The organism is Dactylosporangium sp. CS-047395 (assembly GCF_050942185.1).
Classification (GTDB): Bacteria; Actinomycetota; Actinomycetes; order Mycobacteriales; family Micromonosporaceae; genus Dactylosporangium.
The window spans coordinates 7,582,958-7,600,817 of the sequence record NZ_CP192015.1; the positions used below are offsets into that span (position 1 = coordinate 7,582,958).

Here is a 17,860-nt window from a genome sequence, read left to right on the forward strand (position 1 = left end):
GCTCAACGCTCCGTTTCCAAGACAGCAGTCGACTGGCGCACCACGAGGCGCGTGGCCAGCCGGACATGGGAGTTCTCCACCGGCTCGCCGTTCATCAACTGGATGAGCAGGTCGATCGCCCGGTGCCCCATCTCGTGGATGGGCTGCTCCACCGTGGTCAGTGAGGGCGAGGCGAGGGCCGCCTCGGGGACGTTGTCGAAGCCGACGACCGAGAGGTCCTCGGGCACCCGCAGCCCCCGCGCGAGGGCGACCTCGATGGCCGCGATGGCCGAGGTGTCGTTCGCGGCGAACAGGGCGGTCGGGCGGTCGGGCCGGTCGAGCAGGCGCCGGGCGGCGGCCGCGGACTCGTCGGCGTCGTAGTTACCGGGCTGGATGAGCTCGGGGTCGGCCGCGATGCCCGCCTCGGCCAGCTCCTCGCGGTAGCCCTGCTCGCGCAGCTTGGCCGACTCGAGGTCGGACCGGCCGCCGATGAGGGCGATCCGCCGGTGGCCCAGCTCCAGCAGGTGGCGCACGGCCATCCGGGCCCCGGCGAGGTTGTCGGAGTCCACTGTGGGCAGTCCGGTCGGCCCGGCGTGCGGGTCGACGGCGACCACCGAGTGGCCGAACTCGACGTCCACGACGGTCGGGGTGACGAGCACCGCGCCGTCGACGAGCGTGCCGGACAGCCGGGACAGGTAGCGCTGCTCCCAGCCGGCGTGGTCCGAGGTGCGCCCGCCGGCCGAGTAGACGACCAGCTCGTACCCGGTGCCCTTGATGGCCTTGGCGGCGCCCTTGAGCAGCTCCGTGGAGAACGGCTCGAGGTCGGCGACCAGGATGCCGATCACGTTGGTCTTGTGGTTGCGCAGGCTCTGCGCGACCAGGCTCGCCTCGTAGCCCAGCTCGCGGATGACCGCCTGGACGTGCGCGCTCGTCGCCGCGGACACGCCGTAGCGGGCGTTGAGGACCTTGGACACCGTCGCGACCGACACGCCGGCGGTGGCCGCGACGTCTCGGATCGTGACTCGGGAACTGGGCTTCACGAGGGCACAATAACGTCCGATAACGTTATCGACAACGATTGACAACGCTCGTAACAAAGGCGCAGACTCCGTGTCCATCGAGGGCCGAGCCCCTGAAGCTCGCCCCTGCCCCCGTCAGGAGATGATCAATTTGAACGTCCGCCTGAGCACCCCACGGAGGCTGGCCGCGATCGCCACCGCACTGTCGATGGCGCTCCCCTCCCTGACCGCCTGCGGAGACGACAGCAGTGATGCACCGGCCGACGCCAACGCACCGGTAACGCTCACCTGGTGGCACAACGGCAACCAGGACCCCGCCCTGGGCGTCTGGCAGTCGATCGCCGACCAATATCACAAGGACCACCCGAACGTGACGTTCAAGGTCGAGCCGGCCCAGAACGAGGCGCTCAAGACGAAGATCTCGGTGGCGCTGCAGTCGCCGAACCCGCCCAGCATCTTCCAGCAGTGGGGTGGCGGCGCGCTGGCCACCCAGGTCGAGTCCGGCAAGATCCTCGACATGACCGAGCAGGTCAAGCCGTGGATCAGCGAGCTGGGCAACGCCGCCACCGGCTGGCAGGTCGAGGGCAAGCAGTACGGCATCCCCTACGACCTGCACGTGGTCGGCTTCTGGTACCGCAAGGACCTCTTCGAGCAGGCCGGCATCGCCGGTCCGCCGAAGACGATGGCCGAGCTCAACGACGCCGTCGCCAAGCTCAAGGCCAAGAAGATCACGCCGATCTCGATCGGCAGCAAGGACAAGTGGCCGGACGCGTTCTGGTGGTCCTACTTCGCCATCCGCGAGTGCTCGACCGACACCGTGAAGGCGACGGTCAAGAACCTCAAGATGGACGACCCGTGCTGGGTCAAGGCGGGCGAGGACCTCAAGACGTTCCTGGCCACCAACCCGTTCCAGGACGCGTTCCTGGGCACCCCGGCCCAGCAGGGCGCGGGCAGCTCGGCCGGTCTCGTCGCCAACGGCAAGGCCGCGATGGAGCTGCAGGGTGACTGGGAACTGCCGACGATGATCCCGCTGACCGAGGACAAGCAGTTCGCCTCGAAGCTCAGCTGGTTCCCGTTCCCGACCATCGAGGGCGGCAAGGGCACGCCGGGCACCGCGCTCGGCGGCGGCGACGGCTTCTCCTGCGCGGTCAAGGCCGGGCCGGCGTGTGCGGACTTCCTGAAGTACGTGGCCAGCACCGACGTGCAGACCAAGCTGGTGCAGACGAACACCGCGACGCTGCCGGCGAACCCGAAGGCGATCTCGGCGATCCAGGACACGTCGCTCAAGACCGTCCAGGAATACCTCAACGGCGCCCCGTACATCCAGGTGTACTTCGACCAGGCGCTGCCGACCAGCGTGGGCCAGGCCCTCAACGACGCCATCGCCGACTTCTTCGCCGGCAAGGGCACTCCGCAGGGCATCGTCGACGCCTTCACCAAGGCCGTCGCCAACAAGTAAAGAGCAGGGGCATGACGCAAACGAGTGGTACTGCCGTGGCGGCGGCACCCTCGGCCCGGGCCGGTCGCACCGCGCGACCGGCCCGCCGGCCGGGCGGGAGCCGGGCCAAGCGGCTCGAGCTGACGCTGCTGCTGTCCCCGGCACTGATTCTGTTCATCGGGTTCGTGCTGCTGCCGATCGCGGCGTCGGTCTACTACAGCTTCTACAAGTGGACGGGCTTCAGCCCGCGGACCTGGTTCGGCTTCGGCAACTACTCCCGGATCCTCGACGACGAGGTCTTCCGGCAGTCGCTCTGGCACAACATCATCATCGCGGTGCTGTCGGTGGTCATCCAGCTGCCGCTGGCGACCGGCATCGCGCTGATGCTCAACGGCAAGATCCGGGGCCGGGCGGTGCTGCGGCTCATCGTGTTCGCGCCCTACGTGCTCTCCGAGGCCATCACCGCCGTGGTGTGGCTGCTCATGCTGCAGCCGGACGGCTTCGTCGACCAGGTCTTCAACGCGGTCGGGGCCGGCGGGCTGATCCAGGACTGGCTGGCCGACGGGGACCTGGTGCTCTACACCCTGTTCGTGGTCATCACCTGGAAGTACCTGGGCTTCGGCATCATCCTGCTGCTGGCCGGCCTGCAGAGCATCCCGGCCGAGCTCAAGGAGGCGGCCGCGACCGACGGCGCCACCTCGTGGCAGACCACGCGGAGCATCGTCCTGCCGCTGCTCGGCCCGACCATCCGGATCTGGATCTTCCTGTCCGTCATCGGCTCGCTGCAGCTGTTCGACCTGGTCTGGATCATGACGCTGGGCGGCCCCGCGAGCGCCTCCAGCACCATGGCCACCTACCTGCTCGACCGGGGCTTCACCCGCTACGAGTTCGGCTACGGCAGCGCCGTGTCCGTCGTGCTGTTCATCGTGTGCTTCGTCTTCGCGCTGATCTACCAGCGTTTCGCTCTGCGCCGCGACACCCAGGGCGCCCTGACCCGGATCGTGGAGTGACCGCCATGACCGCGCCGAAAGCCGCGACCGCGCCGCGCTCGATGACGCTGGGCACGCCGTTTCGCTACCTGACGATCCTGCTCGTCGTCGGGGTCACGCTGGTCCCGCTGGTGTTCACCGTCCTCGGCGGCTTCCGCAGCAACGCCCAGCTCAACAACTCCCCGGCCGGCTGGCCGAGCCCGTGGGTGTGGAGCAACTTCTCCGAGGTGCTGTCCTCGCCGGTGTTCTGGCGGGCGATGGGCAACAGCGCGTTCATCGCGGTGGTCGCGACGGCCCTGGCGGTCGCGGCCGGCGCGATGGCGGCCTTCGCCCTGTCGCGCTACCAGTTCAAGGGCCGCGAGGGCGTCTACACGCTGTTCACCATCGGCCTGCTGTTCCCGGTGTCGGCCGCGGCGCTGCCGCTGTACCTGCTCCTGCGCCAGCTCGGCCTGCTGGAGCAGCCGCTCGGCGTGGCCCTGCCGGAGGCGGCGTTCTCGCTGCCGATCACGATCGTCATCCTGCGCCCGTTCATGCACGCCATCCCCGGTGAGCTGGAGGACGCGGCGGCGATGGACGGGGCCGGCCGGCTGGGCTTCTTCTGGCGGATCCTGCTGCCGCTGAGCCGCCCGGCGCTGACCACGGTGGCCATCCTGGCCTTCGTGACGAGCTGGAACGCGTACCTGCTGCCGGTGCTCGTGCTGTCGGACCCGTCCGACTTCACGCTGCCGCTCGGGGTCGCGGCGTTCCAGTCGCAATACGCCCAGGACACCGCGCGCATCCTGGCCTACACGGCGGCCTCGATGATCCCCGCGATCGGGTTCTTCGTCTTCGCCGAACGGCGGATCGTGGGCGGCTTAACGGGTTCAGTAAAAGGCTGAAAGATAGGCAGCTGTAAGTTTCAGGAATTGCATTTTCGATACCGGCCTCCACCTGGCAAGACTCTTTGTTGCGATTGTTTCCGACGCATTCACCGGAAATGCTGAAGCGGTCATTCGCAACTGTCCGGAGGGTCTTACCGCCATGAGAAGAACAAGGACGCGGATCGCGGTCGTGCTGGCCGGCACGGCCGCGCTCGCCACCGCCATCGGCCTCGCGAGCACCGCCCAGGCTGCCACCACATTGGGCGCATCGGCCGCGGACAAGGGCCGGTACTTCGGCACCGCCGTGGCCAACTACAAGCTCAGCGACGCCACCTACAGCGGCATTCTCGACCGTGAGTTCAACATGATCACGCCCGAGAACGAGATGAAGTGGGACGCCACCGAGCCCAACCAGGGCCAGTTCAGCTACGGCAGCGCCGACGCGATCGTGGCGCATGCCAACGCGCACGGGCAGCGGATGCGCGGGCACGCCCTGGCCTGGTACTCGCAGCAGCCCGGGTGGGCGCAGAACATGTCCGGCACCGCGCTGCGCAACGCGATGGTCAACCACATCACCAACGTGGCCGGCCACTACAAGGGCAAGATCTACGCCTGGGACGTGGTGAACGAGGCGTTCGCCGACGGCGGCAGCGGCGGGCGGCGCGACTCCAACCTGCAGCGCACCGGCAACGACTGGATCGAGGTGGCGTTCCAGACCGCGCGGGCCGCCGACCCGGGCGCGAAGCTCTGCTACAACGACTACAACACCGACGGGATCAACGCCAAGAGCACCGGCGTGTACAACATGGTCAAGGACTTCAAGTCCCGCGGTGTGCCGATCGACTGCGTCGGCTTCCAGTCGCACATCAACTCCGGCTCCCCGCTGACCTCCGACTACCAGGCCAACCTGCAGCGCTTCGCCGACCTCGGCGTCGACGTGCAGATCACCGAGCTGGACATCGCCTACTCCGGCACCCAGCAGGCCAGCGCCTACGCCACCGTCACCAAGGCCTGCCTGGCCGTGTCCCGGTGCACCGGCATCACGGTGTGGGGCATCCGGGACAGCGACTCGTGGCGGTCCAGCGACAACCCGCTGCTGTTCGACGGCAACGGCAACAAGAAGGCCGCGTACACGTCCACATTGGACGCGCTGAACGGCGGCTCGACCAGCTCTCCCCCGCCGGTGTCCACCTCGCCGTCGCGCTCCACCTCGCCGTCCCCGTCCACCTCGCCCTCCAACCCGGGCGGCGGCCAGGGCTGCACCGCCACCACGTCGGTCAACCAGTGGCAGGGCGGCTTCGTCGTCACCGTCCGCGTCACGGCCGGCTCGACCATCAACGGCTGGACCGTCGGCCTGGCCCTGCCGAGCGGCGCGACCGTCACGAACTCCTGGAACGTCACCCGCTCCGGCAACAACTGGAGCAACGTCTCTTACAACGGGCACGTGAACGCCGGGCAGTACACCGAGTTCGGCTTCCAGGGCACCGGCACCGCGGGCACCCTGACGCCGACCTGCTCGGGGAGCTGACATGCGCCGACTGCTCGCCGTCGCGGCCTGGCTCGCCATGGCCCTCATCGGCATCTTCGTCGTCGCCCAGCCCGCGCAGGCGGCCACGCTGACCGAGGTCACCAACTTCGGCAGCAACCCGTCGGGGCTGCGGATGCACATCTTCGTGCCCGACAACGTGCAGGCCAAGCCGCCGATCCTGGTGGCCGTGCACTACTGCACCGGCTCGGGGCCGGCGTTCTACTCCGGCACCGAGTTCGCCTCGCTCGCCGCGCAGTACGGCTTCATCGTCGTCTACCCGTCGGCCACCCGCAGCGGCAACTGCTTCGACGTCTCGTCGCCGCAGGCGCTGACCCGCGGCGGCGGGAGCGACCCGGTGGGCATCATGTCGATGGTCACCTACACCGAGCAGCACTACAACGGCGACCCCGGCCGGGTGTACGTCACCGGCGCCTCGTCCGGCGCCATGATGACCAACGTCCTGCTCGGCGACTACCCCGACGTGTTCAAGGCCGGTGCCGCGTTCATGGGCGTGCCGTTCGGGTGCTTCGCCACCACCGACGGCTCGTCCTGGAACAGCCAATGCTCCGGCGGGCAGCGCATCTACACCCCGCAGCAGTGGGGCGACATGGTGCGCAACGCCTACCCCGGCTACAGCGGGCCGCGGCCGCGCATGCAGCTCTGGCACGGCACGACCGACACCACCCTCGCCTACCCGAACTTCGGCGAGGAGATCAAGCAGTGGACGAACGTGCTCGGCGTCAGCCAGACGCCGGCGCTGACGGACACCCCGCGCTCGGGCTGGACCCGCACCCGGTACGGCAGCGCGAGCACCGCCCCGCCGGTCGAGGGCATCAGCATCAGCGGCGTCGGGCACTCGCTGCCGATGTCCGGGCAGGCGGCCATGGCGATCGAGTTCATGGGGCTCAACACCCAGGGACCCACGCCCCGGCCGTCCTCCTCGTCGCCGACGCCGCGCCCGTCGACCTCGTCCGCCTCACCCACGCCGGGTGGCGGAACGGGCGGCGGCTGCACCGCGACCACCTCGGTCAACCAGTGGCAGGGCGGCTTCGTGGTGACCGTCCGGGTCACCGCCGGGTCGGCCGCCGTCAACGGCTGGACGGTCGGGCTCACCCTTCCGTCGGGCGCGACCGTCACGAACTCCTGGAACGTGACCCGGTCGGGCAACAGCTGGAGCAACGTGTCGTACAACGGGCACGTGAACGCCGGGCAGTACACCGAGTTCGGCTTCCAGGGCACCGGCACGGCCGGCACCCTGAGCCCGACGTGCTCGGCTAGCTGACCATCCGCACGACCGCCGCGCTCGCCCGATGCCGATAGGCTGCGGGTATGGCAGACGAGGCCGACGCGATCGCGGCGGTCGTGCAGGAGATCCTCGCCGTCGTCCCGGCGGGCTGCACCTGGCTGCGTCCCGTCCGCGGCCCCGACGGCGAGGTCACCGACTTCCTCGTGGCCGCCACCAGCGACCGGGGCGACGACCTCTACGGGCGCGGCACGGCCCGGGTCGGGGAACTGCTGACCCGGCTGTACCCCACGGTCGCCGGCGGCCCGCTGTGGAAGCTCTACCTGCGGGTCCTGTCCACCGGCGGGCCGGGCACCATGGACGACTTCCACTACTCGCAGGACGCGGCCGGATACGCCGCCGACTCGAGCTTCGGGATCAGCGTGCACCGGGTCCTCGGCGGCCTGCTCGTGTGGTGGGAGCGGGTCGACGAGGCCCGCCGCCGCCTCGACCGCACCGAGTCGCTGGGCAGCCTCGGCTGGTCGGAGTACAACCTGGTGACCGGGCAGATGCAGTGGTCGCCGGGGCTGTACCGGATCTTCGAGCGGGACCCCGGGCTGGGCCCGATGACCCGGGCCGAGCAGTCCGCCGCCGTCCTGCCCGACGACCTGCCGATCACCGAGTTCTCCTGGCAGACCCTCGACAGCGGGGCGACGGCCGACGTGACCGTGCGCTTCCGCGTCGGCGACGGCGTCAAGCACCTGCGGGTGCTCTCCGACCTCGCCCGCGACGCCGGCGGAGCGCCGCTGAAGATCTACGCCGTGGTGCAGGACGTGTCGGCCCGCGAGCACACCCGCACCGCCATCGAGCGGCTCAGCGACCAGCTGCACACCCGGGAGATGACGGCCGTGGCCGAGCACCGCCTGGCCGCGCAGCTGCAGCAGCTGATCCAGCCGGTGCCGCGGGAGCCCTTTCCCCTCAACGGCCTGCGCGCGACGGTCGGCTACCTGCCGGCGGAGAGCGCGCTGCGGGTCGGCGGCGACTGGTACCACGCGCAGACCCTCCCCGAGGGCAAGGTCGTCCTCGCGGTCGGCGACGTGGCCGGGCACGGCCTGGAGGCGGCCAACGGCATGGCCCACCTGCGGTTCGCCCTCGTCGCCTGGCTGTCGATCGGGCTGCGCGAGCCGGGCACGCTGCTGGGGCACATGAACCGCCTGTGCGTGCAGCTGCGGCTCACCGGGACCGCGCTCATCGGCCTGTACGACCCGGGCACCCACCTGCTCACCTGGGCCCGGGCCGGGCACATGCCGCCGCTGCTGGCCCGCTCCGGCTCCGCGGCCGAGCTGCCGATCCAGCCGGGGCTGCTGCTCGGCGCGGCCACCGACGCCGGCTATCCAGCCGTGGTGACCCCGCTGTCCCCCGGCGACGTCGTGCTGCTCTACACCGATGGGCTCGTCGAGCGCCGCGCGATGGACCTGGGCACGCACCTCGACTGGGTCAAGGCGGCGCTGTCGGCGGCCACCGAGCCGGGCGTCACCGACCCGCTGCCGGGGCTGCGCCGCCTGCTGCGCCGGCCCAGCCCGGACGACGACACCTGCACCCTGGCGGTGCAGGTGTCAGAGGAGACCGAGCTGAAGCCGGACGATTGACCCGCGCGACCCGGCGAACCCGGCCACGTGGTCGCAGACCATCTCGACGATGGCCAGCCCGCGCCCGCGCACCGCGTCGGCCGGGGGCATGCTCGCCCCGAAGCTCAGCACCGGGCCCTGGTCGAGCACGTCACAGTAGATCTGGCCGGACTCGGACCACAGCTGGACCTCGCCACCCTCCTCGGTGTACTGCAACGTGTTCGTCGCCAGCTCGTTCACCGCGAGCGTCAGCAGGTCGGCCCGGTCCCGGGACAGGCCGAGCGCGAGCGCCCGGGCCGTCACGAACGCGCGGACCGCGGCCAGGTCCGAGACCAGCGCGTAGCCGATCGCCTCGCCCGGCGCCGCCGGATGCTCAACCATCGCGGACCCCGTCCTGCGGGCTGAGCAGGCCACCGACGCCCGTGATGTCCAGGACGTGCGCGACCATGCCCGCGGCGCCGACGACGCTGAGCCGCCCGCCGCGATCCTGGGCCGCCCGGTAGGCCGTGACCAGCGCGTGGACGCCGCTGGAGTCCAGGAACGTCACCCCGCCCAGGTCCACCACGACCACCGGCGCCGTATCCACCGCGCCCATGAGGACCGCCATGCACTCCTCGCGCGCGGACAGGTCGCACTCGCCGGACAACGTCACCGCTGCCCGCCGACCGTCGACCGATGTCACCGCCTCGAACCGCGCCATCCGACCGCGGCCCCTCTCTCGCCCGGTTTTCGACCGTCGAGGACCATTCTGGCATCCGCGGCGCGAGTTGACCGCCGCGGATGGCGCAAGTGACCCGGACGCGTTCATCCGTGTGGATCACCCGCCCGCCCGACCGTCCCGGAACGGGACAAATCCCACCGCATCGAACGCGAGCTATGGTGCGAATTATCGCCCGCCCCGCTCACCGAAACAAACCCGCGGTCACCCGAACGGTGATTCCGTGGTGGCGTCGCGGGCGGCGGCGAGGTGCAGGCGGGCCAGGGTCAGCGCCTCCTCGTCGCGGGGTTCGGCGCGGGCCAGGGCGGCCACCACGCGCTCGTGCCACGCGAGGGCGTGGGCCGGGGCGCCCGCCTCGTCGAAGGCCTCGGCCACCTCGGCCAGGTACCGCACGGTCTCCGGGGCGTCGGGCCCGTCGCGCTCGGCCAGGTAGGCGAGGAGGCGCTCGTACACCTCCAGGGCGGCGTCCTCGTCGCCCGCGGCCAGGTGGGCCTCGGCGAGGTCGTCCAGGGCCTCGTCGGGGTGGCCCTCCGGCTGCTCGTGGTGGTGCGGCTCGTAGAGGGGCACGGCCCGCTCGGGATGCCGGCCGCGCAGGTACACGCGGGCCAGGGTGTCGCGGGCGGCGCGGGTCTCGGGGGCGTCGGGGCCGTGCCGGAGTTCGTGCCACTGCAGGGCCGCCTCGTACTGCGCGATCGCCGGCCCCAGCGTGCCGGTGCGCTCGTAGAGGTCGGCGAGCCGCTCGAGCGTGGCGAGCACGATAGGGGCTCCGGGGCCGAAGCGGCGTTCGAGGCTCTCGATCGCGCGGTGGTACTGCCGCTGCGCTCCGAGCAGGCTGCGGTAGGCGCGCAGGACGCCGCGGTGCAGGCTCGCGTACCGGATGGTGTCGCGCTCGTAGACCTCGGCCAGGGCGAGCCGCAGGCCGACCGTGCGCCGGTGGTCGGGGCCCGGACCGCGCACGGCGTCGGGAATGGCGCGGCGCAGCAGGTGCCGCGCGGCCGGGAAGTCGCCGCCGCGCTCGTGGGCCTGGGCCACCCGCAGCCGGGCGTGGGCGGTCACCGCGTGCCGCGGGCCGGCCGACCGCACCGCGTGCGCGAGGACCGCCTCGGCCGCGGCCGGGTCCCGCCAGGCGTGCGCGAGCGCGACCCGGGTCTCCAGGACCTCGGCCTCGGGCGCGCCGCCGCGGGTCTGCTCGTCGAGGATCGCGGTGAGGTGCCCGGCCGCCACGGTACGGTGCGCGTCGAGCTCGGCCAACCGCTCGGCGAGGGCGTACCGCTCGGCGAGCGTCGGCTCCGCGGCCAGCGCCGCCGCCACGGCCGGGCCCAGCCGCTCCCGCTCCTCGCCGGTGCCCGCCTCCCAGGCCGCGATCAGGTCCACGATCGGAGGCTACTCCGATGGGGGGAGCACGGGCCGATCTTCGCTGGCCCCGGTGCTCGGCCAGGCGCGGGGCGGTGGCATGGTGTGCGCCATGCTGTTCACCGTCCCGCAGGCCCGTGCTGAGCTGGCCCGGATCCGTCCGAAGCTCGACCAGCTCGTCGCCGTCCGGGCCGACGCGGCCGAGCTGGCCGCCTCGCTCGCACCTGGGGGGCCGCCGACCACGCTCGGCGGGATGCCGGAGCTCAAGGCGGCCGAGGCGCTGCTGGACGAGCTCATCACGGCCGTGCAGGAGACCGGGGCGCATCTCAAGGGGCTGGCGCCGCTGCTGGTGGACTTCCCGGCCGAGCTCGACGGGGTCGACGTCCTGCTGTGCTGGCTCGAAGGCGACGCCGGCCTGACCTGGTACCACCGCATCGATCTGGGCTTCGCCGGCCGCCGCCCGCTCACCGCCGAACCGGCGACGGACGCCACGGCCCAGGACCGGACCTAAACAAAAGCCAGCCTTTCAGCGGGACATGATGCCGTCGACGACCATGTCCAGGGCCCGGTCGATCGCCGCCGCCTGATCCTCCGCGGGCATCCGCCGCATCGGGCCGTCCAGCAGCAGGTCGGCCATCCCGTGGACGGTCGCCCAGGCGGCCATGCCGAGGAACGGGCGGCGGGCCGGGTCGATCAGGCCCAGCTCGACCAGCTCGTCCAGGATCGACATCACCATCCGGAACGGCACCGTCTCCATCGGGTCGGCGCCGTGCTTGCCCACCATCGGCGCCGAGCGCTGGAACGCGGTGCGGAACAGCCCCGGCTTCTCCAGCGCGAACTTGATGTACCCGGCCCCCAGCGCGCGCATCCGGGCCCGCAGCCGGGCCGCCGGGTCGCCGCCGGCCGGGGCCCGCCCGAGCTCCTCCTCCATGCGCTCGGCCAGCTCGCCCAGCGCGCAGTCCTTCACCGCGTGCATGAGGTCCTCGCGCGAGCTGAAGTGCCGGTACGCCGCCGTCGCGGAGACGCCGATCTGCCGCGCCGCCTCGCGCAGCACCACGGCCTCGGGGCCGCCGGCGCGGGCGAGCTCCAGCGCCGCGCCGGTCAGCGCGTTCGCGAGGTCGCCGTGGTGGTACGAGTGGCGGCTGATTTTGCTGGTGGACACCCTCTCATCCTGCCGGATGTTGACACCGTTAACACCTTGTGCAATGTTGACACCGTTAAGTTTACGCCGTCAACATCCCGTGGGGGAGAGCAGATGTTGTACCGGTACGGCTCCTTCATCCACCGCCGCGCCCGGCTCGTGCTCATCGTTTCGCTGCTGCTGCTGATCGGCGCCGGGGTCGCCGGGGCCGGCGTGTTCGGCAAGCTGCAGGGCGGCGGCTTCGACGACCCCGCCTCGGACTCCTCGCGGGCCCAGCGCCTCATCGACGAGCAGTTCGGCGGCCGGCCGAACCTGATCCTGCTCGCACACGCGGACGGCGGGACCGTCGACGGCACCGCCGCCGCGGCCGCCGGCAAGGACCTCACCGCCGCGCTCGGGCGGGAGGCGGGCGTGCGCGACGTCGTGTCGTACTGGACGACCGGCCTGGCCGACCTGCGCTCCGCCGACGGCACCGACGCGCTGATCCTCGCGCACGTCGACGGGACCGAGACCGAGCGGCGGGAGCGGGCCGCCGGGCTCATCGACCGCTACGCCGTGGACTCCGGCCCCCTCACCGTGGCCGCGGGCGGCGAGGCGGCCGTGAACGTCGACGTCAACACCCAGGTCGGGCGCAGTCTGGCGATCGCCGAGGCCATCGCGGTACCGCTGACGCTCCTGCTCCTGATCATCGTCTTCGGGTCGCTGGTCTCGGCGTTGCTCCCGCTCGCGGTCGGCGGCGTGGCCATCGCCGGCACGTTCGCCGAGCTCACCGCGCTCGGGTCCGTCACCGACGTCTCGCTCTACGCCGTCAACCTGACCACCGCGCTCGGGCTCGGCCTCGGGATCGACTACGCGCTGCTCATGGTCAGCCGGTTCCGCGAGCAGCTGGGGTCCGACACGCCCGTGCCGGAGGCCCTGGCCGCCACGGTCGCGACGGCCGGGCGCACCATCCTCTTCGCGGCCGCCACGGTCGCCACCGCGCTCACCGCGCTCATGGTCTTCCCGTTGTACTTCCTGCGCTCCTTCGCCTACGCCGGCATCGGCGTGGTCCTCATCGCCGCGTTCGGTGCCCTGGTGGTCCTGCCCGCGCTGCTGGCCGTCCTCGGCCGCCGGGTCGACGCGGGCCGGGTGCCGTGGCGGCGCCGGGCGGGCACCGGCCCGGCCGCCGACTCCCGGTTCTGGGGACGGCTCGCGGGCGCCGTCATGCGCCGCCCGGCCCTCGCCGCGCTCCCGGTCGTCGCCGGCCTGCTCCTCGCGGCGAGCCCGCTGCTCAACGTCTCGTTCGGCACCCCGGACGAGGGCGTGCTGCGGCCGGGCAGCGACGGGCGGGTGGTGGCCGACCGGCTCGCCACCGGGTTCGCCAGCAACCAGCAGGCCAGTGTCGACGTGGTCCTGGAGGGCACCGTCGGCCGCGACGCCGTCGCGAGCTACGCCGCTGCACTGTCCACACTGGAGCACGCGGGCGCGGTCACCAGCAGCGCGGGGACGTTCGCCGGCGGCACCAGGGTCGGCGACGGCAATCCCGCGCTGAGCCGGCCCGGGGCCGAACGCCTCGTCCTGGCCAGCCGGCTCGCGGCCAAGTCCGACGACGGCGAGGCGCTCGTGCGCGCCGTGCGGGAGGCGCCCTCCCCCGTCGCCGCGTACGTCGGCGGCACCGACGCCCGGCTCATCGACACTACGCACGCGATCGGCTCCCGGCTGCCGCTGGGCATCGCGGTCGTCGTGCTGGCCACGTTCGCGCTGCTGTTCCTGTTCACCGGCAGCGTCGTCCAACCGCTGCGGGCCCTGCTGCTCAACGTGCTCGGGCTGGCCGCGACCATGGGCGTGCTCACCTGGATCTTCCAGGACGGGCACCTGGCGTCCTGGCTCCGGTTCACCCCGCGGCCGATGGACACCGCGATGACCGTCCTGCTGTTCGTCATCGTCTTCGGCCTGTCCATGGACTACGAGGTGTTCCTGATCGGGCGGATCGCCGAGCTGCACGCGCGCGGCCTGCCCACCGGGGACGCGGTGCGCACCGGCCTGGCCCGCACCGGGCGGATCGTCTCGGCGGCGGCCGCCCTGCTGGCCGTCACCTTCTTCGCCTTCGGCACCAGCTCCGTGAGCTTCCTGCAGATGTTCGGCCTCGGCTGCGGCCTGGCCATCATCGTCGACGCCACGCTCATCCGCGGGATCCTGGTCCCGGCCATCGTGCGCGGGCTCGGCCGGCTCAACTGGTGGTCCCCCGGCCCGCTCCGGCGCATTTACACCAGGGTGGCGCTGCGCGAGGCTTGATGGATGACGCAACCGCACGCGGCGCCGCTCGACCCGGCCGGGGTCGAGCCGGCGCTGCGGCCGTTCGGGTCCAGCCGGACCCTGCCGGCCGCCGCGTACCTGGACCCGGCCGTCCTCGCCTGGGAGCGCCGCCACCTGTTCGCCGGCTCCTGGCTGTGCCTGGGCCGCCTCGATGAGCTGTCCGACGGCTGCAACCAGCGCGCGGTGACGGCCGGCGACGTCGGGGTGCTGCTGACCTTCGGCGCCGAGGTCAAAGCGTTCGCGAACGTCTGCCGGCACCGCGGCCACGAGCTGCTGGCCAGTGGCGCGAGCGCGGACCGGGCGGCGGCCGTCTGCCCGTACCACGGCTGGGCCTTCCGCCTCGACGGCTCGCTCGCCTCCGCCCCGCACATGGCCGGGGTGGCCGGCTTCGACGCGGCCGAACTGGGGCTGGTCGAGCTGCCGGTGGCGGTCTGGCACGGCTGGGTGCTCGTCAACGCGGGGCACCCGGCGCCGCCCGTCGAGCAGTACACGGGCGCGCTCGACGGGCTGCTCGCGCCGTACCGTCCGGAGACCATGCGCCTCAAGGCGCGGCACGACTACGAGGTGCGGGCCAACTGGAAGGCGATCGTCGAGAACTACCAGGAGTGCTACCACTGCCCGCTGATCCACCCGGAGCTGTGCAAGGTGTCCCCGCCGACGTCCGGCGACAACTGGGTCCTGCCCGGCGCCTGGGTCGGCGGCACCATGGACCTGCGCGAGCACGCCGAGACGATGTCCTTCGACGGCCGCGGCACCGGCGTGTGGATCGACGGCGCGCCCCGGCGGACCATCCTCTACGTGGCGCTGTTCCCCAACCTGCTGATCAGCGCGCACCCGGACTACATCATGACCCACCGGCTCACCCCGCTCGCGCCCGACCGGACCGCGATCGAGTGCAGCTGGTACTTCCCGGACGGCATCGACGACCCCGCGTACGCGGTCGACTTCTGGGACCTCACCAACCGGCAGGACTGGGCCGCGACCGAGTCGGTGCAGCGCGGGCTGAGCTCCCCGCACTACGTGCCCGGGCCGCTGGCGGACAACGAGGACGCCGTGTACCAGTGGATCGCCCTCGTCGCCGCCAGTTACCTCGACCCGGTCGCCGCCATCGCGCGATCAGTCCTCGTGGAACACGCAGCCGGTCAGTGAGCCGCCGGCCACGACCGCACCGGCGTCCGTGCCCGCGACGGCCCGGATGTAGGTGCCGGCGTAGCCGCGGCCGGTCAGGAACGCGCCCCACACGGCCACCCACGGCCGCAGCGTGCCGTCGGGCTCCGGGACGAGCTCCGGCACCGGGACGACCCGGCGCTGGAGCACGTACGGCCCGCCCTCGGCCGCGCGCAGCTCCCGGTCCCACGCGTCGGGGTCCGTGCGCCAGCCGGCCACGAAGCCGGTGCCACCGTGGAGCATGGTCGCCTTGAGCACCAGCCGCTCCCGGTCCCGCCGCGCGTAGCCGGGCAGGTCCTCCCGCTCGCCGTCGACGGTGACGGTGCCCGGCCGCAGCATCCGGGTCCACGGCAGCACCCGGTCGACCACGTCCAGCTCGGCCGCGTCGAACCGGTCCCGGTGCCGCTCGTCGGAGAGCAGGGCCAGGGCCGCCTTGCTGCCGTACAGCTCGGACGCGATCGGGGTGAACATCGCCACCTCGCCGCGGGCCGCGGCGGCCAGCAGCGGGTCCAGCAGCGCCGGTCCCCCGGGCCGCAGCAGGTCCTCCATGAGGAACAGCCGGTACACCACGTCGACCCGCCGCCCGCCCAGGAACACGGCGCCGTCGCGGCACTCGACCTGGCCCGCGTGCCCGACCAGCGCGTCGATGCCGTAATCGGTCAGCCGGGCCGCGGTCTTGCGCAGCATCGGCTCCAGCTCGGGGTAGCTGTCCGGCCAGTCCACGATCGCCACCACCGAGCCGTCGCCGGCCTCGCCGCGCAGGGTCTCGCCCAGCAGGGCCATGGTGTCGGCGTAGCCCAGCCCGTGCGCGGCCGCGAACTCGGCGAAGTGCGGGCTGTCCAGGTACGCCGCGTTGAGGATCGAGTTCTCCAGCCCGCCGACCGCGCCGCTCACGTTGAGCTCCAGGAGCTTGAAGCCGTCGGCGGCCGGGTAGAGGTCGGCCCGCGACAGCGTCGTCGCCTGCCCGGCGGCCGTGCGCGCCGCGCCGACCTGCGGGCCCTGGGCGCCGACGGCGGCGGCGAACGCGCCCGCGTCGCCGTCGAACAGCCGGTCCGGCAGGCCGGTCAGCAGCCCGTGCAGCGTGCGCAGGTCGGCGTCCAGGCGCTCGCGGTCGGCCCGGGTCAGGAACAGCGGGCGGGCCAGGTGGCCGTTGCGGTAGATGGCGTCGTGCAGCCCGGTGGCCCGGATCGCCTTGGCCAGCTCCTCGTGCGGCATCCGGCCGGCGGCCACCGCCGCCAGGTAGGCCTCGGTGACGGCGTTCACGCGTCCTCCCGCTCGATCTCGATCCGGCTCTCGATCGCCTTGATGCGCTGGTAGTCGGCCTCGATCTGGTCCGGGTCGGGGCCGGCCAGGATCACCCAGGCCAGGTAGGTGACCAGGTCGTCGGTGGCGGGCACCAGGTCGCCGGTGCCGTGCGGGAAGTGCTTGTCCACGAACGTCGGCAGCGCGTCGACGCCGTCGAAGATGTCGCCGTTGCGCCAGATGCCGGCGGCCGGGGACGAGATGAACACGGCCGAGAGGTGCTGCCGCAGCGCGTAGCCGGGCCGGAACTCGCCCCGCAGCCGGTGCGCGACGGTCCGGGCGATCTGACTGTCCCCGGTGGACATCCGGGTGATCATCTGGTGGCCGCCGCCGGCCGGGCGGGCCGCCGTCTCCATCAGCCGCGGGCCGTGCTTGGTGAGCATGACCTCGCTGTGCCCCGGGCCGTTGCGCACGCCGAGCGCGTCGAGCACGGCGAACACGTACGGCGCCACCTCGGCCACGTCCGGGTCGTCGGGCGCGAGGAACTGGACCCGCTCGTAGATGCCGATCCGGTCGTCGCGGCGGTGCTTGGCGTACCGGCACACGTCGACGAGCCCGTGCCGGCCGTCCACCGAGTAGGTGTCGACGAGGAACTCGGTGCCCTCCCCGAACTCCTGCACCAGCACGGCGTCGTTGCGCACCCCGGTGTGGTTGATCTTGCCGAGGATGCGGTCGAAGACCGGGTGCCAGTCCTCGCCGGGCAGGATCAGGTGCACGTCGTCGGTCGCCCCGGACTTCGGCGGCTTGACCACGAACCGCTCCCCCGCGAGGCCCTGCTCGGCGATCCAGGCCTCGATCGCGTCCCGGTCGGCCGAGCAGAACTGGCGCAGGTGCGGCAGCCCGGCCCGGGCGAGGGCCTGGGCCATGTGCCACTTGTCGCGGCGGTCCAACGTGGACGCGAGCTCGTTGCCGGTACCGGGACACAGCACGGCGGTCAGCGCGTCGCACAGCTCCACGCCCATCTCGCTGCCGGCGACGAGCCACTGTGGACGGTACCGCCGCAGCTCCTCCGCCAGATCCTCGACGCTCCGGTCGCCGAGCACGTGCACCGCGGCGAAGTTCTCCGGGTGCCAGGTGTCGTGCACCGCGTCGACCGCGTGGTCGGCCATCATCACCGCGATCGGCTCGAGCCCCTCGGCCCGGAAGGCCCCGGCGTACTCGTGCCCGGTCGACACCGGCTCCACGATGACCGCGTATCGCTGCTCCTGCATGGAATTCCCC

16 protein-coding genes are annotated in these 17,860 nt (G+C 72.2%); 9 read left to right on the forward strand and 7 right to left on the reverse strand.

Annotated features, from left to right (window positions below):
- Positions 1-2: 2 nt before the first annotated feature.
- Positions 3-1,019 carry a LacI family DNA-binding transcriptional regulator gene (locus ACQP00_RS35725; RefSeq protein WP_433204317.1) on the reverse strand — a complete coding sequence of 339 codons (1,017 nt, stop codon included), beginning with the start codon at positions 1,017-1,019 and terminating at the stop codon, positions 3-5.
- 121 nt (positions 1,020-1,140) lie between these two features.
- Here ACQP00_RS35725 and ACQP00_RS35730 point away from each other — a divergent pair, with 121 nt between their 5' ends.
- The 6 genes from ACQP00_RS35730 (at position 1,141) to ACQP00_RS35755 (ending at position 8,684) form a co-directional block, all read left to right on the forward strand.
- Positions 1,141-2,457, forward strand: coding sequence for an ABC transporter substrate-binding protein (locus ACQP00_RS35730; RefSeq protein ID WP_433204320.1), 1,317 nt, complete (start codon positions 1,141-1,143; stop codon positions 2,455-2,457).
- An 11-nt stretch (positions 2,458-2,468) separates the two neighbouring features.
- Positions 2,469-3,446 (forward strand): carbohydrate ABC transporter permease, encoded by a 978-nt coding sequence (locus tag ACQP00_RS35735; protein WP_433204323.1) that lies wholly within the window; start codon positions 2,469-2,471, stop codon positions 3,444-3,446.
- Between the two features lie 5 nt (positions 3,447-3,451).
- Positions 3,452-4,303: a carbohydrate ABC transporter permease gene (locus ACQP00_RS35740; protein ID WP_433204326.1), complete on the forward strand. Its 852-nt coding sequence runs from the start codon at positions 3,452-3,454 to the stop codon at positions 4,301-4,303.
- A 142-nt stretch (positions 4,304-4,445) separates the two neighbouring features.
- On the forward strand, positions 4,446-5,813 hold the full coding sequence (locus ACQP00_RS35745) for an endo-1,4-beta-xylanase (protein ID WP_433204329.1): 1,368 nt from the start codon (positions 4,446-4,448) through the stop codon (positions 5,811-5,813).
- A gap of 1 nt (position 5,814) precedes the next feature.
- Positions 5,815-7,095, forward strand: a complete 1,281-nt coding sequence (locus ACQP00_RS35750) for an extracellular catalytic domain type 1 short-chain-length polyhydroxyalkanoate depolymerase (protein WP_433204332.1) — start codon at positions 5,815-5,817, stop codon at positions 7,093-7,095.
- A 47-nt stretch (positions 7,096-7,142) separates the two neighbouring features.
- Complete coding sequence (locus ACQP00_RS35755) at positions 7,143-8,684, forward strand: PP2C family protein-serine/threonine phosphatase (RefSeq protein ID WP_433204335.1); 1,542 nt, start codon at positions 7,143-7,145, stop codon at positions 8,682-8,684.
- Here the strand turns inward: ACQP00_RS35755 and ACQP00_RS35760 are convergent.
- The 3 genes from ACQP00_RS35760 to ACQP00_RS35770 all read right to left on the reverse strand — a co-directional run bounded on the left by ACQP00_RS35760 (position 8,652) and on the right by ACQP00_RS35770 (position 10,755).
- Complete coding sequence (locus ACQP00_RS35760; protein ID WP_433204338.1) at positions 8,652-9,044, reverse strand: ATP-binding protein; 393 nt, start codon at positions 9,042-9,044, stop codon at positions 8,652-8,654. The genes ACQP00_RS35755 and ACQP00_RS35760 overlap by 33 nt on opposite strands.
- Positions 9,037-9,363, reverse strand: coding sequence for an STAS domain-containing protein (locus ACQP00_RS35765; protein WP_433204341.1), 327 nt, complete (start codon positions 9,361-9,363; stop codon positions 9,037-9,039). Before ACQP00_RS35765 ends, ACQP00_RS35760 begins: the two co-directional genes overlap by 8 nt.
- A 222-nt stretch (positions 9,364-9,585) precedes the next feature.
- Positions 9,586-10,755, reverse strand: a complete 1,170-nt coding sequence (locus ACQP00_RS35770) for a tetratricopeptide repeat protein (protein ID WP_433204344.1) — start codon at positions 10,753-10,755, stop codon at positions 9,586-9,588.
- 91 nt (positions 10,756-10,846) lie between these two features.
- On the opposite strand from ACQP00_RS35770, the gene ACQP00_RS35775 reads away from it, so the two are divergent.
- Positions 10,847-11,245, forward strand: a complete 399-nt coding sequence (locus ACQP00_RS35775; protein WP_433204349.1) for a DUF2203 domain-containing protein — start codon at positions 10,847-10,849, stop codon at positions 11,243-11,245.
- 15 nt (positions 11,246-11,260) lie between these two features.
- Here ACQP00_RS35775 and ACQP00_RS35780 read toward each other — a convergent pair whose 3' ends face one another.
- Positions 11,261-11,896 (reverse strand): TetR/AcrR family transcriptional regulator, encoded by a 636-nt coding sequence (locus tag ACQP00_RS35780; RefSeq protein ID WP_433204352.1) that lies wholly within the window; start codon positions 11,894-11,896, stop codon positions 11,261-11,263.
- Positions 11,897-11,989: 93 nt separating this feature from the next.
- Between ACQP00_RS35780 and ACQP00_RS35785 the strand changes: the two genes are divergently transcribed.
- Positions 11,990-14,149, forward strand: a complete 2,160-nt coding sequence (locus ACQP00_RS35785) for an MMPL family transporter (RefSeq protein WP_433204355.1) — start codon at positions 11,990-11,992, stop codon at positions 14,147-14,149.
- Between the two features lie 3 nt (positions 14,150-14,152).
- Positions 14,153-15,319 carry an aromatic ring-hydroxylating oxygenase subunit alpha gene (locus ACQP00_RS35790; protein WP_433204358.1) on the forward strand — a complete coding sequence of 389 codons (1,167 nt, stop codon included), beginning with the start codon at positions 14,153-14,155 and terminating at the stop codon, positions 15,317-15,319.
- Here the strand turns inward: ACQP00_RS35790 and ACQP00_RS35795 are convergent.
- Together ACQP00_RS35795 and ACQP00_RS35800 are read right to left on the reverse strand one after the other, a co-directional pair.
- Positions 15,287-16,600 (reverse strand): hypothetical protein, encoded by a 1,314-nt coding sequence (locus ACQP00_RS35795; protein ID WP_433204361.1) that lies wholly within the window; start codon positions 16,598-16,600, stop codon positions 15,287-15,289. The genes ACQP00_RS35790 and ACQP00_RS35795 overlap by 33 nt on opposite strands.
- Positions 16,597-17,850 (reverse strand): ATP-grasp domain-containing protein, encoded by a 1,254-nt coding sequence (locus ACQP00_RS35800; protein WP_433204364.1) that lies wholly within the window; start codon positions 17,848-17,850, stop codon positions 16,597-16,599. Before ACQP00_RS35800 ends, ACQP00_RS35795 begins: the two co-directional genes overlap by 4 nt.
- Between the last annotated feature and the right edge of the window lie 10 nt (positions 17,851-17,860).